A 15,099-nucleotide genomic window follows, 5' to 3' on the forward strand; every position below is an offset into this window, starting at 1 on the left:
TATTTTTTTTGTGAGAACGAGCATAGTCGAACATGATAGATACGACATCGTACAACAATACCTAAACGATTTTGTTTGGAAATGTTTCAACGCCGCGAATTAGCGTCGTGCTGCGTGTTGAATGGCATCGAACCGGGACAAGGTCATGTAAATACTGCTCCTAAGCCATGAGGTGTCTGTCCGACGTGAGAAAAACAGCGATTGATATTCCCCAAGCACAGTCATAGGATGACCTACCACACCCATAAAAATAAAGGATCTCCTGTGAGAAAACCCCTTCTCCTGGCCGAAACACTCGTTCACGACCTCGAAGTATGGATTGGAAGGATCACACCAGCCCCGCCCCGCCCAGCCTGGCAAATAGCTCAAAGCCCATCGGTTTCATTTTGATCAGCGGCTTGAGGCAGCAAAATCGGAGTGTTGTACAAACGCATTGCGGCCCGCAGCTTTCGCCCTGTATAGCGCCTGATCGGCAGCCTCGATCAAAGCCAGTATCGGCTCCAGCTGCGACCCAGTTGCCGTAGCAATACCGATGCTCACACTCACCCGTACGAGCGGACTGCTCGGATGTGCAATGTTTGCCTGTTGTAGACGGTCGAGAATCAGTTGCGCCACGACCGCTGCCCCTTCGATGTCGGTCGCGGGCATGATGATTGCCATTTCCTCTCCACCATAGCGGGCTACCAGATCCGACGGACGTCGCACGCATGTCTCCAATAGTTTGCTGACCGTTTGCAAGCAGGCGTCACCGGCCGTGTGGCCGAGGGCATCATTGAACCGTTTGAAGTAGTCAATATCGATCATTAGCAGTGCCAGGGAAGAACCATCGCGCTGTGCCCGGCGCGCTTCCAAAGCCAGAGTCTCATCGAAACAGCGCCGGTTCGCCAAGCCGGTCAGCGCATCCTTCATTGCCAATAATTCCAATTGCCGGTTGGAGTCGAGCAACTGTTGCTGGGCGACGCGCAACGCCTCTTCGGCCTGGGTGCGTCGGCGAATATCCAGAATAAGGAACCAGCCGATCAGTCCGGTCAGTCCCAGCAACCCCGCCACCACCACCGCCGACAGCGCCGCTTCAATGCGCCACGCCGCCAGGGCTTCGTCTTTGCCCAGCGCAACGGTGGTAATCAGGGGTAAGGTTTCGCTTTTGCGAAAAGCGTAGAGCCGTTCCACACCGTCCAGGCTGGACGTGTAAGAAGCGGTGCCGACGGAATGGTCGACAAGGTATTTGGCATAGATTGGCGACTTGGAGAAGTTGCGACCCATGTCCTGCTCGCGGAACGGATAACGAACCAGCAGCGTGCCATCGGTATAGGACAAACCGATCGCGCCGTCCTGGCCCACGTCGAGTTTACCGAACACGCGCAGAAAGTTTTCCACGCCCAGCGTCACGGCGACCACCCCGGCAAACTCGCCATGGGCGTCATTGAAACGGCGGCTGATGGTGACCACCCACTCCCGATTGGAGCGGCTCTGGATCGGCGGACCAATAAACGGCTCCCGGCTGGGGTCCTCACGATGATGAATAAAATAAGCGCGATCGCTGCTATTGGCGCCCACCGGAATCGGCCGGTTGGAAGACATCAGCCAGCGACCTTGATTGTCATAGATAGTGATGCCACTGAGTTGCGGCATAAGCGGCTGCTGACGGTCAATCAGCGTATTGATTCGCTGGATTTGCGCCGGGCCATTTCCTTCGGTTTCCAGACGCTCAACCAGCCCTAGCAACAATAACGAGCTTTGCCGAACGATACCTTCGGTGTAGGTGTTGAGTGCCTGTGTCAGGTTCAAACCATGAACGTTCACCTCCGCCAACGCTCGGTCGCGCGAGGAGAGAATCTTCCAGATCGTCAGCGAAGTCAGGGAACAGCCAACCACCAACAGCAAGAGCATTACAAGGCGAGTATCACGCTTCACGTCAGTACCTTAGGGAAGTCCGGTCCCCACTCCAGCCATCATTCAAACGCTGGCACTCACGGCGGCCATGTGTTTCGGGGCGCAAGCATACAAGTAGTCTGGCGTCGCTGCAGCAACAGAGTATGCAGCCTGATCATTCACGCACAGAGCCGATTACGCGGTGGCCATGGCGGGGGCGGCAGGATTAAGGAAATCGACCCGTTGCTGACTACCGCGTTGCGCTTTCTGGAGGGCCTATCCTAGTGAGCGAGATGTCTATATCCAGCTGCACGGATGAAGTCGGCCAAATGCCAGATATCACCGTTCGCCCCCCAGGTTCCATCAACAACGTCCTGAATTTGGATTGAGGTCAGCAACTGGCGCTGATCCCCCGCTGCCAGGCTCGATTGTATTGCGCAGTGCAATTCACGTACGTAGCGCTGGCGCATCGCTGCATCAAGAACGCCGGCAGGTACCTTGACGATGACAATGCATGGGACGGCCCGGGCATGAGGAGCAATGCCTCCGCACAGCCATTCATCTGCTTGAATTTCCTCAATGAGCACCCAGCATAAAGCACGCTGCTGAGGGGCATCGCCCATGTGTTCATTAATCATTGCCACGTCGCTCACGCTTCGAAGCAGCTGTTGGCGTTGTGGCTGATTGAAAACTCCGGTAGGCACCTTGATCAGGATGTTTGGCATGGCGAAACCTCGTTATTGACTGGAGGCACCATTGGGCCAGTTATTGCCTCACTCGATAAGTGACCGATTCGTCTTCTTTCGGGCATAATCGGACAATGTACGATTTCACTGTGCTCGTCTTTCCCGGGTCGTTTGCCTCCAGCGTCGCAGCCACCCTGGACATCCTCGGCACCGCCGCCACACTTGCGCAGCGGCGCGGCCTTGCCGTGCCACGCTGGCGCGTTTGTGGGCCGCAGTCAGGGTTGATTACGCTAGGGCAAGGCATGCAACTGTTAGTCGACGAACTGACGACAGACGTCGAAGACCACTCCTGCTGGGTCATTCCGGGCCTTGGCATCAGCGACTTCGACGCGCTGCTGCAACGTCTTGAGGAAGACTGGGTACTTCAGACACTGCCGGCGCTGAGGGCACATGTGAATCAAGGCAAGGAGATCGCAGCCTCGTGCTCGGCTGTCTTTCTCCTGCATGCCGCAGGATTACTGACGGGTCGACAGGTAACGACCTCCTGGTGGCTCGCCCCCTGGTTGTCGAGCATTGCGCCGGACTGCATTGTCGACCCCAAGGTCATGGTGCTCTGCGACCCACCTTTGACGACCGCTGGAGCAGCCTTCGCGCAATCCGACCTGATGCTGCACCTGTTGCGCAGACGTCTGTCGCCGGAGCTCGCCGACTATGTGGGCAAGGCCCTTCTACTCGATGGCCGACAGTTACAATCCCCATTCATCAACCCAGCGATCATGGCCCAGGGCAATACGCTGGTCGCCAACCTCACCGCTTACATAGAAGCACGACTGCCCCATCCGCCCAGTGTCCCGAGTCTTGCGGCGTACGCCGGCATGTCTGAGCGAACGCTGTCCCGGCACCTTCGAAAAGCAACCGGCCTTTCAACCCACTATTTGATCCAGCGTGTGCAACTGAACAGGGCCCGCGTACTACTGGAAACCAGCAGGTACTCCGTTGAGGTCATCGCCGAGCAGGTGGGATACCAGGATGCCACAGCCCTACGGCGACTTATGCGCCGTCTGTTGAACACCTCCCCAAAACAACTGCGCCAGTAAGCGCTATCCCCGAAGGTCTTGTCCGCAGACAGCTCGTAAGTGCTTTACGACCTCAGCCCCTGCCGTGTTGCGGAGCATGCCCGTAACTTCCTGCAAGGCTGAAAGGGTAAGTTGATCTGTGGAGCCACCACCCTGAGCCCACCCAATAGGTTTCTATCCCGTGAATACATTCGTTCGTAGCAGCAAAATGGAAGAATATGTCCATCGCTGCCTTGCTATGCAGCAATGGTGAATGAGGTCCGGCTCGTGCGAAACTTCACCGACTTACGAATCACGAACGGTGTTGAAATGGTGCGTTTGCTGGCTGTCTCGGGAAGTCTGCGTCAGGCCTCCTCCAACTCAATTTTGCTACGAGCAACTGAGCTTCTATGCCCCGAAGGAATGTTGGTCGCACATTACGAAGGCGTCGGTGAATTGCCTCACTTCAACCCGGATCTGCTCGAGGATCCCCCCGAGGCAGTCATAGAGTTACGTTCAATTATCGGGCAGGCGGATGGGCTGTTGTTTTCGTGCCCCGAGTACGCTCGAGGTATTCCCGGCGCATTCAAAAACATGCTCGATTGGCTCGTGAGCAGTGAAGAGTTTCCGGGCAAGCCTGTCGCGCTTTTCAACGCATCTCCCAGAGCAAGTCACGCGCAAGCCGCATTGCGTCTGGTCCTGGAGACGATGTCAGCGAGCATCATCGAGGAAGCGTCAATGACTGTTAACCTCTTGTCCAGCCGATTGAACGTCGAGAGCATTGCCACAGACCCAGTGATAGGCCCACTGGTGGGTACTGCGCTCGGCGCTTTTAAACGACACCTCGACAATCAAAACCTTTGATATTCCAACACGGGTTTCATCCGTTGGTTTGACTGAGTAACACGACACGACCCGATAAGCACTTGCCGAGCTTACTGACTTTCAGTGCGGTTATCCGTGGGCCCGTCACCTAGCCACATTCAGTGACTTTCCGCTCGAACGCTGGCAGCCAGTGCCTCTACTGGCTGGCTCTTGCATGAACCCATTCGTTTATCGTTTCAAGAGCGCCTGGTGCGTAGGCATGACGACTTTCCATCAGGAACCTCATCGTGGTGAACCAGGACCATTCGCTGGTGAGTTGTGTGTTGTAAGAAGTCGCCCTCAAGAGCCCATGGGTTGCATCCGGTATGACTTCAATCCGGTTGGCGGGATGGTTGCCCCCAACAGTCTTTCGGTAGAGGGTTGCGTTGACTTCGGGATTGACATTCAGATCGTCCGCGCCCCACAACGCAAGCAGAGGAATGTCGAGTTTTTTCAAAGCACTGGTTGCATCTTCGTGAAGATTTCGCCGCACAAAAGCCCAGCGCTCTGGGCTCATACCGTCCAGAAGGGCAACCGGCGGCACCTGTGAAGAGGCGAACAAACGGTCATCGGCGGCAGCCATCTCAGCCATCGCTGTTTCAATGTCAGGCTCAGACATCCCTGAGCGTTGCAACCGCGTCCTAGTGTAATAGTCACCTTGTCGTTGCCAGGATACAGCGCCTCCGACAAGCACAAGAAAGTCCGCATCTCCCGACGCCAGGCGGGGCAGCACCCAGCCGGCTTGTGAAAACCCAAGCGCACCTACAGGGATTCCTTGCAGCTTACTGCGCAGGGTGGACAACCCGCTGCGCACGTTCACGTAGCGGTCAGTCATTGACTGACTGAGCCAATTCCCCTGCGAGCCCCCAATGCCTGGTTTATCCCACGAAACAACTGCAATGCCTGCATCGAGAAGAGTGTTGATGAGTGGATCGTAACCTTGCTGCGACGTGCGATCTTGTGGGCCATCCCCGTGAACCAGAACGACTGCCGCTGTTGCTGCATGATCAGGAAGCCAGAGCGTGCCAGCCAGGAGCAGTCCATTTGCTTCGAATGCAAAAGGTTCGCTTGCTCTGCGATCCAGACCATAAGTGTCAAACCGCGCGAGAACAACAAAAGCGGTAGCCATGATGAGACTGACGACGGAAATCAACCACACGCGGTAACGCTTCATCCAGATAACTTTATACACAGTCACTGCCTTTTTTCCTTTCAAGAGTTCCGGCTAACAGGCTCGAACCTCAGTGCCAATCCCTGAAGCAGTCACAGCTCTGGTCTTGGTGGTTCGAGGCCATGACTGAATCAATCTGAATTATTTCGACAAACTCCTGGGTGCAGCCATTTCGGGCCGCTCCCCCAAGAGATAATCTCCGGCATTTTCAACGCATAGGGCTTCGAGCAGCACCTGCTCCAAGATGGCAAACAAACATTTGATGTGCGCCTGTTTCAATGCTTGCGGCCGAGTCACCAGATAGACCTCCATATCGGGAAGCTGGAGATCCGGGAACACCCCGATCAAGTCCTTCGCCAGAATACGGGGCAACACTGCCACGCCCATACCTCGCCTCACCGATTCGAGCTGAGCCGCGAACGAGTTCACGCTGATCTGCGTGCTCTCCAGGCCCGCGGCCTTTGCCACGCACATTTGCGGCAACCTATCCAGCGGAGGCAACAAGGCAATATTGACTGCAGTGGCTGGAGTCACCTCTGGAAACCGCTTCAGATAACGTGCATCGGCGAAGACACCGTAAGCGAGCCTGCCCAGGGGGCGATAAATCAGCGACGGCTCGCCCAGATGAGCTGTGCGTACAGCAATGTCTGCGGCGCCCCGGGCGATCTTGTGAAAGTCGGCTGTTGTCAGTAACTCCACCGAGCATTGCGGGTGCTGAGTGGTGAAACGATTCGCGGCCTCCAACACGCAAGACGAGAACCCCTCTCCTGCGCTGACCACGACACTTCCAGAGAGCTCTGTGTGTAGCTCGGACCTACCCGTAACGGTTTGACGCCTCAAGCCCGCTTCTGCCGCCAGGGCAACTTCAACGAGGGATTGGCCTCGTGGGGTCAACCAGCATCCTTCAACGCCCCGCTCAACGATTGGCTCGCCAAGTGCACCTTCAAGTTGGGTCAGTCGTCGCGACACGGTGGACGCAGCGACCCCCAGCAATTGACCGGCCTGAAGAAAGCTGCCACGTCGCGAGACTGCCAACAGCAGGCGAAGATCGTCCCAGTTTGCTTGCAAAGCCATGCTTCATATCTTCCCTGATCTGCAAATTTGCAAAGCCATTATGCAGCAGTCGCTGTTTTTCGGCAGCGGCGCCAACGGTATATCTACATGCCCTCAAAAAGAATGGAATGACTGTATGACTACCGGCCCCAGCAACTATGCGGAACGAGCCGCCAGCGCCTTTAATCGCCGTGATCTGGAGGCGATGCTTGCGCTGGTTTCCGAGGACTTCATCTACTTCGATGGCGCGCGGATACAAACCGGTCGCGAGTCCATGCACATGCGAGAGCGCGCATTACTCGAAGCACTCCCCGATGCACAGGTGACCTTGAGCCCATTTATCGTCTCTGACGATCGTTTGGCACTCACCGCCTTCCTGACCGGCACCTTCACCGCACCATTAGTGCTGCCGGACCGGGTGATTCCACCCCACGGACGCCACATTACCGTGTATTACGCCGCACACTTCACCTTCAGAGACGGGTTGGCCATACGTGAAGAGGCCTTCTTCGACAGTGCGGTATTGATGCCATTAGCCGATCAGAACGAGGGCTGATCTATGCATAACATATTCGTCACTGGCGCGACCGGTTTGCTGGGCAACAACCTGGTGCGTGAACTGGTCGCTCGTGGCTGCACGGTCAAAGCCCTGGTTCGTTCAAGCGCCAAAGGTGAACAACAGTTCAACCATTTGCAGGGTGTGGAACTGGTCGTTGGGGACATGGCCGATGTCGACGCGTTCGCAACGTCGCTGCAAGGCTGCGATACGGTGTTTCATACCGCTGCGTTCTTTCGCGACAACTACAAGGGCGGCAGTCACTGGGAAGAACTCGAAAAGATTAACGTGGAGGGTACGCGGCGCCTGCTTGCCCAAGCCTACAACGCCGGTATCCGACGTTTCATCCATACGTCTTCCATTGCCGTGCTCGACGGCGCACCCGGCACGTCAATCGATGAAACGTGCCTGCGGGCCGACGTCGCCGCGGATGACTACTACCGTAGCAAGATCCTCGCCGACCGTGTCGTCTTGTCGTTCCTGGAACGCCATCCCGAGATGCATGCCTGCATGGTCCTGCCTGGTTGGATGTGGGGCCCTGCCGACATTGGCCCGACCTCCTCCGGACAGTTGGTTAACGATGTCGTACGCGGCAAACTACCCGGACTGATGCCGGGCAGTTTCTCCATTGTCGATGCCCGCGATGTAGCGTTGGCGCAGATTGCCGCAGTCAAACATGGACGGCGAGGTGAGCGCTATCTCGCGGCGGGCCGGCATATGACCATGCGTGAGCTGGTCCCTATTCTGGGACGTATCGCGGGCGTCAAGACACCCGTTCGACAACTACCGCTCCCCCTTCTATACACCTTGGCAGCCGTGCAGGAGATCTATGCGCGCATTACCGGCAAACCCATTCTGCTGAGCATGGCCACGTTGCGCCTGTTAGTACGAGAGAAGGACCGCACCTGTTTCAACCACAGCAAGAGCGAACAAGAACTTGGCCTGAGTTTCCGGGCGTTAGAGCTGACACTCACCGACACCGTGGGGTGGTACCGCGATCACGGTTGGTTCGAAAACCACAGTGCGGCTCCGGCGCCGGAAAAACGCACATCCGCCATGGCCGACGACTGACTTTCGCAGCTAAGATCACCGTCGAGTTCCACATTCACCGCAGACCAGGACAAGGATGTAAACATACTGTGGGTAGGAAAATAATCCTGATGCGTCACGGCCAGCCAAAGCTGGCCGCAACCGAAAAAATCTCAGCGCTCAACATGAAAGACTGGATCGAACAATACAACCGGTCCGAAATCACCAACCACCCCGTCCCGGAGGCCAGCATGCAGCTCGCTGCAACCGCCACGGTGATTGTCTCAAGCAACGCGCCTCGTGCGCTGACCTCCGTCCAGGCTCTTGGCCTGAAACCATTCCTCGTCGACGCGCTTTTCTGTGAGGCGCAACTGCCTTATGGTCCCTGGAAACTGCCACGACTATCGCCGTTTACCTGGGCATTTATCCTTCGAGTCTTATGGTTATGCGGTTACTCACGCAGCGTCGAATCCGCCGATACTGCGAGGATGCGCGCCAGCACGGCAGCTGAACGATTACAGTCCCTTGCCAGCGAGGGACCGGTTCTGCTGCTCGGTCATGGCTTTATGAATCGAATGATTGCCCAACAACTGCAGGCAAACGGGTGGACTCGCCAACAGCGTAACGGCAGCCGATATTGGAGTACGACGGTATATCAATATGGTGGTGTATAAACTGTGATCGGCGAGGTATTCACGAATCCCCAGTGCCACCCCACATCGGCCAGCGGTGTCATTCAGCCTACCGCCTCCGATGTTCTACTGCTGAATTGCCGTGGTACCAGGAAGGTGGCAGCCACCAATCCTCACCTTTTTCGCGCACCCTCCCCTCCACAATCATCAGCGTACGAGTTTTCTACAATTCCTTACCTGTCTCGATTTCTCTCCGTGCATTTGTATACGGTGCTTGGCTGATCGATTGAAGTCTTGGGCCGCTCTTCCGGTGCCTCCCTCTCTTTGCTTGGGTCTATAGCAAACAAGGAAAATTTGACTGCCGCAAAGCGACTATCTGGAGTTAAGACCGTAAGGGTTTTGGCTGATGGCCAGCCGAAGGATCTGAGCCTTGAGGACGGTCGTCCTGAACATAGAGATTGACTCCGCAGATAGAATCATCGGAGCTTTCTGCGGCTAGAGTCGTTTCTTCTTCAGCGTGCGTTTTAACGATTTCAAAAGCTATTGTCTTCGTGCATGAGCCGAAGACCATAATCAAAAAACACCACTTTTTGACCGAATAAAATTCAACAACGCCTTAACGGATGCGCCGGTCCAGAAACTTCCCGACCGCCATTTCATTGGCGACATTTTGGGTTGTAAAACATTTCGATGTAATCGAATACATCACCGCGAGCATCTTGCCGCGGGGTGTAGATCTTTCTCTTGATACATTCCCGTTTCAGCAACTGGAAAAAATCTCAGCTACGGCGTTGCCGTGGCAGTTAACTACCTAGGGACATCAGAGTCAGGGCCAGATGCTCATCTTGCTATCCAAGCTGCTCCAGCAACAAACTGACTCAGCGCGCGCCCGAGTTCAAGACTCTCATTCAGGACTTAAACGCACCGGATAGTGCTGGATCTCAGTGGTTCCCGCCGGAACGAAAAAAGGACCCGAAGGTCCTGATTTCAATCACTTACAGAATTCAGTGGAACTCTGCAGCGCAGTATTTGGAGCGGGAAACGAGACTCGAACTCGCGACCCCGACCTTGGCAAGGTCGTGCTCTACCAACTGAGCTATTCCCGCGTCTTGGTGGTGTGCATTCTATAGACTCCAGAACACCCGTCAACCCCTTGATTCAAAAAAGTTTTATTTCTTTTCAACGGTGGTTCGCAGATGAGGCCAGGCAGCTCGCAGGTATTGCAGCATCGACCACAGGGTCAAGCCCGCAGCGATCAGCAACAAGGCGTAGCCCAACAATACCCAGAAGGTGAATTGCGAGGGGTTGGCCAGCAGGATGACCAGGGCAAGCATCTGCGCCGCGGTTTTCCATTTACCCATGTTGGAGACGGCCACGTGGGCACGGGCGCCGATTTCAGCCATCCATTCGCGCAAGGCGGAGACGACGATCTCGCGACCGATGATCACGGCGGCTGGCAGAGTCAGCCACAAGTTGCCGTGTTCCTGCACCAGTAGCACCAAGGCCACGGCCACCATCAGTTTGTCAGCCACGGGATCAAGGAACGCGCCAAAAGGCGTGCTCTGCTCCAGGCGACGGGCCAGGTATCCGTCCAGCCAGTCGGTCGCCGCCGCAAAGGCGAAGACTGAACTGGAGGCCATGTAACTCCATTCGTACGGCAGGTAGAACAGCAAAATGAAAATCGGAATGAGCAGGACGCGTAGTACGGTGATCAGATTAGGGATATTCATCGGCACAACTGGCTACGAGGTGAGAAGGCATTCTACTCGCTGTGCAGGTTTGCATAAATCAACTCAGCGAGCTTTTTACTGATACCGGGAGCTTTGGCTATTTCTTCGATGCTGGCACGGGACAGCTCTTGCAAGCCACCAAAATGTTTCAACAAGTCGCGCCGACGCGTCGGCCCTACCCCTGCAATCCCTTCCAGGGTTGACGTACGCCGGGTTTTTCCACGACGGGCGCGGTGGCCGGTAATGGCGAAACGGTGGGCTTCGTCGCGAATCTGTTGAATCAAGTGCAGCGCCGGGGAATCGCCCTTCAAGGTGAACTCATGGGCCGCATCATTCAAGTACAAGGTTTCAAAACCGGCCTTGCGGGTAGCGCCCTTGGCCACGCCGAGCAAGATCAGGTCGGGCACCGCCAGTTCATTGAGCACATCACGGGCCATGGATAACTGGCCCTTGCCGCCGTCCACCAGCAGGATATCCGGCAGCTTGCCCTCACCGTCCTTCAGTTTGCTGAAGCGGCGGGTCAGGGCCTGGTGCATGGCGGCGTAGTCATCCCCGGCGGTAACGCCTTCGATGTTATAGCGCCGATAGTCGGACTTGATCGGCCCTTCCGGCCCAAACACCACGCAGGATGCCACCGTAGCCTCGCCGCTGGAATGGCTGATGTCGTAACACTCCAGGCGCTGGGGCGGCTCATCCAGATTGAGGACTTCGGCCAGCGCCTCAAAACGCGCGGCAACATGCTGCCGGTTGGCCAGGCGTGCGCTCAGGGCCTGCTCGGCATTGGTCACCGCCAATTGCTGCCAGCGTGCCCGGGTGCCGCGCACCCGGTGGCTGATATCCAGTTCGCGGCCACGCAGTTCGTGAATCGCTTCGATCAACGCCGGGAAGTCTTCATGGACCACGTTGACGATCAGTTCCGCCGGCAAGTCGCGTTCGGGGCTGCTGACGTAATATTGGCCAAGAAACGCCGCCATGACCTCGGCGACCTCTTCATCAATACCGGTCTGGGGAAAGAAGTTCTTGCTGCCCAGCACCCGCCCGCCACGTACGCTGATCAGGTGGACGCAGGCGCCGCCCGGGTTGACGAAAGCAGCGATGACGTCAACGTCGCCGGTTCCGCCCTCCATGCTTTGCTGATCTTGAACCCGACGTACCAACGATACCTGGTCGCGCAATTCGGCAGCCCGCTCGAAGTCCAGGATGCCGGCGGCCTGTTCCATGGCGCCGGACAGTTCATCGGCCAGGGCATTGCTGCGGCCTTCGAGGAACATTACCGAGTGGCGCACGTCTTCGGCGTACTCCTGGGGCTCCACAAAGCCCACGCAGGGCGCCTTGCAGCGCTTGATCTGATACTGCAGGCACGGCCGGGTACGGTTCTTGTAGAAACTGTCTTCGCACTGGCGAACAAAAAAAGCCTTTTGCAGCAGGCTAAGGCTTTCGCGGATAGCGCCGGCACTGGGGTAAGGGCCGAAATACTTGCCCTTCTGCTTCTTCGCCCCGCGATGAATGCTCAACCGTGGAAAGTCACCGTCGGATAAAAACACGTACGGGTAGGACTTATCGTCACGCAGCAGGATGTTGTAGGGCGGCCGCCATTCCTTGATCAGCGTCTGCTCAAGCAGCAGCGCCTCGGTTTCGTTGGCGGTGATGGTGGTTTCCACCTGGGCGATACGCCCCACCAACGCGGCAGTCTTGGTGGACAGGCCGGTCTTGCGAAAATAACTCGCCAGGCGACTCTTCAGGTTCTTGGCTTTGCCGACATACAACAGACGCGCATCGCTGTCGAACATGCGATACACGCCAGGACGACCACTGCACGTGGAAAGAAAAGCACTCGGATCGAACAGGTCTGTCATTTCAGGCGCTGGCATCCACCATGCCGTGGCGCACCGCCAGCAAGGTCAATTCAACATCACTGCTGATAGAGAGCTTCTCGAAAATACGATAACGGTAGGTGTTGACGGTTTTCGGCGACAGGCACAGCTTGTCGGAGATGGACTGAACCTTCTGGCAACCGACAATCATCAAGGCAATCTGGATTTCCCGCTCCGACAATGCATCGAACGGCGAGTCACTGGTGGGCTGGAAGGACTTGATCGCCAACTGCTGGGCAATCTGCGGGCTGATGTAACGCTGGCCGGCAAACACCAGGCGAATCGCCTGGACCATCTCCGCCAGGCCTGCGCCCTTTGTCAGATAACCAGCCGCGCCCGCCTGTAGAAGCCGTGTAGGAAATGGATCTTCCTCGCACACGGTCACTACCACGACTTTGATGTCCGGATGACTGCGCAACAATTTGGTAGTGGCGCCAAGACCGCCGATCCCGGGCATCTTGACGTCCATCAAAACCACATCGGGCTTCAATTCCCGGGCCTTGATCAGGGACTCCTCCCCCGATTCGGCCTGGCCGACTACTTGCAGGCCATCGATGTCAGCCAGCATTCGTGTAATGCCTGTACGAACGAGATCATGGTCATCGACTACTAGCACCCTAATCAAGCAGACACCTCGCGATATGGTCTTATAGGTTGCTGAACACCTTAGCAAAAAACCAAGGCGCAGACCTAGCTGCAAGCGTCATATATATAGAGTTTCAGCGCATGCCAGACGTCTGCCGAGTAGCAAACAGCTGTATTTCCTGGGTAAAAGGTCAGAATTCCGGGGGCTCCGGCCTGCTTTTCCCATTGAGCGTGGACGAATGCTCCGCCAGGGTAGATGTCAGCCGGCGGATGGCGTCCTGACCCTCCTTGAATTGAACATCACCCGGTAGTTACCCGCCTGAAGAGGCCGGCTGACAACCCAGTTCCATCCGCCAGAAACAATCCTCCTCGCCAACAATACTCAAGCCCTTGCGCTGATAGAGCCTTCGCGCCGGATTGGTCTTGAACACCGTCAGCCGCAGCAGCCCCAGACCCTGGGCCCGTGCTTTCAACACCACTTGCTCCAGGACCCAACTGCCAGCCCCTTGCCGGCGACACGCATCAAGGATGTGCAACTCGCGGATATAGAGTGCCTTGTCATCATGACTCAGGCTGACAAAGCCGAGCACCGTCTGGTCTTGGTAGATCAGCCAGTTTTCCCGGCCGGCCCAGGCCGTATCGAAGCCTTTGTCGGACCACACCAGGTCGTATTGACGGTAATAGCTTCCCATCGCCTGATACGTCAGGGTTCGAGCAAACGCCAGGTCCCGATCCGTCGCGGCCCGCAGTTCAAACGCCATATCGTCGCGCTCCGTTTAAAATGCAACCACCCGCTGCTGCCCGCTCCAGCATCCGCCTTCCCTGCGCGCAACCACCAAAACATCACCCACACCCGAAGCCGCGGCAATCAAGCGGTCATCACTGGCCCAGAGAGCGCTGCGCCCGGCAGAAGTCCATCCTCCCGTGGGTCCACCATGGTTAGCCATCAGCACTACCATCTCGTGTTCGGCGGCGTACCCCTGCAGCAATGTGGTGTCCGGCCCGTAGCCGTTTTCACTGATCAGTACTCCTGCAGCATAGATATTGGCCCCGCCTTTCGCCGCCTGGCGCGGATGACTGGGGTGGGAAAAATCCGCACATACCGCCAGGGCGATCCGGTCCTCCCCCCACTCAAGCGCTGCACCGCCCTCCCCTGGCGCAAACGCCACGTCTTCACCGGGATGCAGATGTTGCTTGCTGTACACCGCCAGCGAACCATCCGGCGCCAGTACCAGCGCACCGATCAGCACCTTCGCACCGGGTGCACGCCGGATCGGCATGCCAACCACCGCGGTGATGCGCAACTCACGGGCCATCGCCCGCAACGGCTCCAGCACGGCATCCTCCGGATCAATTGCCAGCGTGGCCGCCAGGGAGGGCTCATAGCCGGTCAGGGATAGCTCCGGAAACACCAGCAACTGCACGCCTTGCTCCGCGGCAACCCGCATGAATACAAGATGGCGGGCGATATTGGCCGGCACGTCGCCCGCGATGGAAATGGATTGAGCAGCAGCAAGGGTTACGGCAGTCATGGTTGCGTCCTGGCAAACATCGTGAAGGTCCGCCCAGCATATCGACACTTACGTCATAGCCGTAAGTACTCAACCCCCATAGAAATTACTGATTGAATCCACCCGCCGGCCTCTAGTAAGCTCCTCCCATCATTTGGAGACCTACCATGTTGCAACTCACCCTCACTCAGGTTTGCCCTACTGCCAACGCACAGCGTTCGGCCGTGGCTGCTCGCGTGAATGGTTTGAGCGCACTGGTCAGCTTTTATTTTGGGTATTGGTTTAGCCACTGGCGCGCCTGATACCTGAAATCGGCGCCCACTACTCAAGGGGTCGCCTACCAGAGAAATCTAACCCCCGGTCGGCTCCCCGACCGGGGGTTTTGTTTTTTCAGGGCCCAGTAAAGAGCCTCCTTAATATTTCGTTTCATCCAGAACACTTGAAGGAATTACGCCATGAACTACGCCACCTATTACCGCTA

Annotated in this window: 14 protein-coding genes, 1 tRNA gene and 2 pseudogenes; 5 read left to right on the forward strand and 12 right to left on the reverse strand. The window is 56.8% G+C overall.

Annotated elements, in window-relative coordinates:
- Positions 1–390: 390 nt before the first annotated feature.
- Together J7E41_RS00265 and J7E41_RS00270 are read right to left on the reverse strand one after the other, a co-directional pair.
- Complete coding sequence (locus tag J7E41_RS00265) at positions 391–1,914, reverse strand: diguanylate cyclase (protein WP_214989420.1); 1,524 nt, start codon at positions 1,912–1,914, stop codon at positions 391–393.
- 239 nt (positions 1,915–2,153) lie between these two features.
- Complete coding sequence (locus J7E41_RS00270; RefSeq protein ID WP_214989421.1) at positions 2,154–2,597, reverse strand: tautomerase family protein; 444 nt, start codon at positions 2,595–2,597, stop codon at positions 2,154–2,156.
- A gap of 95 nt (positions 2,598–2,692) precedes the next feature.
- Here J7E41_RS00270 and J7E41_RS00275 point away from each other — a divergent pair, with 95 nt between their 5' ends.
- Both J7E41_RS00275 and J7E41_RS00280 read left to right on the forward strand, forming a co-directional pair.
- Positions 2,693–3,655, forward strand: coding sequence for a GlxA family transcriptional regulator (locus tag J7E41_RS00275; RefSeq protein ID WP_214989422.1), 963 nt, complete (start codon positions 2,693–2,695; stop codon positions 3,653–3,655).
- A 246-nt stretch (positions 3,656–3,901) separates the two neighbouring features.
- The gene (locus tag J7E41_RS00280; protein ID WP_353049383.1) at positions 3,902–4,477 is read left to right on the forward strand and encodes an NADPH-dependent FMN reductase; all 576 of its coding nucleotides are present in this window, start codon (positions 3,902–3,904) and stop codon (positions 4,475–4,477) included.
- 157 nt (positions 4,478–4,634) lie between these two features.
- On the opposite strand, the gene J7E41_RS00285 is transcribed toward J7E41_RS00280, so the two are convergent.
- A complete protein-coding gene (locus J7E41_RS00285; protein WP_353049384.1) occupies positions 4,635–5,675 on the reverse strand; it encodes an alpha/beta hydrolase family protein in 1,041 nt (346 codons plus the stop codon).
- A 114-nt stretch (positions 5,676–5,789) separates the two neighbouring features.
- On the reverse strand, positions 5,790–6,722 hold the full coding sequence (locus tag J7E41_RS00290) for a LysR family transcriptional regulator (protein WP_214989424.1): 933 nt from the start codon (positions 6,720–6,722) through the stop codon (positions 5,790–5,792).
- A 115-nt stretch (positions 6,723–6,837) separates the two neighbouring features.
- Between J7E41_RS00290 and J7E41_RS00295 the strand changes: the two genes are divergently transcribed.
- The 3 genes from J7E41_RS00295 (at position 6,838) to J7E41_RS00305 (ending at position 8,960) form a co-directional block, all read left to right on the forward strand.
- A complete protein-coding gene (locus J7E41_RS00295) occupies positions 6,838–7,257 on the forward strand; it encodes an ester cyclase (protein WP_214989425.1) in 420 nt (139 codons plus the stop codon).
- A gap of 3 nt (positions 7,258–7,260) precedes the next feature.
- Positions 7,261–8,328 (forward strand): SDR family oxidoreductase, encoded by a 1,068-nt coding sequence (locus J7E41_RS00300; RefSeq protein ID WP_214989426.1) that lies wholly within the window; start codon positions 7,261–7,263, stop codon positions 8,326–8,328.
- A gap of 89 nt (positions 8,329–8,417) precedes the next feature.
- Entirely contained in the window at positions 8,418–8,960 is a 543-nt protein-coding gene (locus tag J7E41_RS00305; protein WP_214989427.1) for a histidine phosphatase family protein, read from the forward strand.
- A gap of 614 nt (positions 8,961–9,574) precedes the next feature.
- On the opposite strand, the pseudogene J7E41_RS00310 reads toward J7E41_RS00305, so the two are convergent.
- The 8 genes and pseudogenes from J7E41_RS00310 to J7E41_RS00340 form a co-directional block, all read right to left on the reverse strand.
- Positions 9,575–9,723 (reverse strand): annotated as a pseudogene (locus tag J7E41_RS00310) (IS3 family transposase); the annotation flags it as partial.
- Between the two features lie 225 nt (positions 9,724–9,948).
- Positions 9,949–10,024, reverse strand: a tRNA-Gly gene (locus J7E41_RS00315).
- 63 nt (positions 10,025–10,087) lie between these two features.
- Positions 10,088–10,648 (reverse strand): CDP-diacylglycerol--glycerol-3-phosphate 3-phosphatidyltransferase, encoded by a 561-nt coding sequence (gene pgsA, locus J7E41_RS00320; protein ID WP_214989428.1) that lies wholly within the window; start codon positions 10,646–10,648, stop codon positions 10,088–10,090.
- A 32-nt stretch (positions 10,649–10,680) separates the two neighbouring features.
- Positions 10,681–12,504 carry an excinuclease ABC subunit UvrC gene (gene uvrC, locus J7E41_RS00325; RefSeq protein WP_214989536.1) on the reverse strand — a complete coding sequence of 608 codons (1,824 nt, stop codon included), beginning with the start codon at positions 12,502–12,504 and terminating at the stop codon, positions 10,681–10,683.
- Between the two features lies 1 nt (position 12,505).
- The gene (gene gacA, locus J7E41_RS00330; RefSeq protein ID WP_008436066.1) at positions 12,506–13,147 is read right to left on the reverse strand and encodes a response regulator transcription factor GacA; all 642 of its coding nucleotides are present in this window, start codon (positions 13,145–13,147) and stop codon (positions 12,506–12,508) included.
- 151 nt (positions 13,148–13,298) lie between these two features.
- Positions 13,299–13,400, reverse strand: a pseudogene (locus tag J7E41_RS27920) (transcriptional regulator); the annotation flags it as partial.
- A gap of 18 nt (positions 13,401–13,418) precedes the next feature.
- Positions 13,419–13,868, reverse strand: a complete 450-nt coding sequence (locus J7E41_RS00335) for a GNAT family N-acetyltransferase (protein ID WP_214989429.1) — start codon at positions 13,866–13,868, stop codon at positions 13,419–13,421.
- Positions 13,869–13,883: 15 nt separating this feature from the next.
- Positions 13,884–14,639: a carbon-nitrogen hydrolase family protein gene (locus J7E41_RS00340; protein WP_214989430.1), complete on the reverse strand. Its 756-nt coding sequence runs from the start codon at positions 14,637–14,639 to the stop codon at positions 13,884–13,886.
- Positions 14,640–15,099: the final 460 nt, after the last annotated feature.

The organism is Pseudomonas fluorescens (assembly GCF_018614655.1).
GTDB classification, from domain to species: Bacteria; Pseudomonadota; Gammaproteobacteria; order Pseudomonadales; family Pseudomonadaceae; genus Aquipseudomonas; species Aquipseudomonas fluorescens_BX.

Coding starts and splice junctions, on each gene's coding strand:
- J7E41_RS00300 (WP_214989426.1), top strand. CDS start 7,261: ATGCATAACATATTCGTCACTGGCGCGACCGGTTTGCTGGGCAACAAC.
- J7E41_RS00290 (WP_214989424.1), bottom strand. CDS start 6,722: ATGGCTTTGCAAGCAAACTGGGACGATCTTCGCCTGCTGTTGGCAGTC.
- J7E41_RS00295 (WP_214989425.1), top strand. CDS start 6,838: ATGACTACCGGCCCCAGCAACTATGCGGAACGAGCCGCCAGCGCCTTT.
- J7E41_RS00270 (WP_214989421.1), bottom strand. CDS start 2,597: ATGCCAAACATCCTGATCAAGGTGCCTACCGGAGTTTTCAATCAGCCA.
- uvrC (WP_214989536.1), bottom strand. CDS start 12,504: ATGACAGACCTGTTCGATCCGAGTGCTTTTCTTTCCACGTGCAGTGGT.
- J7E41_RS00275 (WP_214989422.1), top strand. CDS start 2,693: ATGTACGATTTCACTGTGCTCGTCTTTCCCGGGTCGTTTGCCTCCAGC.
- J7E41_RS00340 (WP_214989430.1), bottom strand. CDS start 14,639: ATGACTGCCGTAACCCTTGCTGCTGCTCAATCCATTTCCATCGCGGGC.
- J7E41_RS00335 (WP_214989429.1), bottom strand. CDS start 13,868: ATGGCGTTTGAACTGCGGGCCGCGACGGATCGGGACCTGGCGTTTGCT.
- pgsA (WP_214989428.1), bottom strand. CDS start 10,648: ATGAATATCCCTAATCTGATCACCGTACTACGCGTCCTGCTCATTCCG.
- J7E41_RS00305 (WP_214989427.1), top strand. CDS start 8,418: ATGCGTCACGGCCAGCCAAAGCTGGCCGCAACCGAAAAAATCTCAGCG.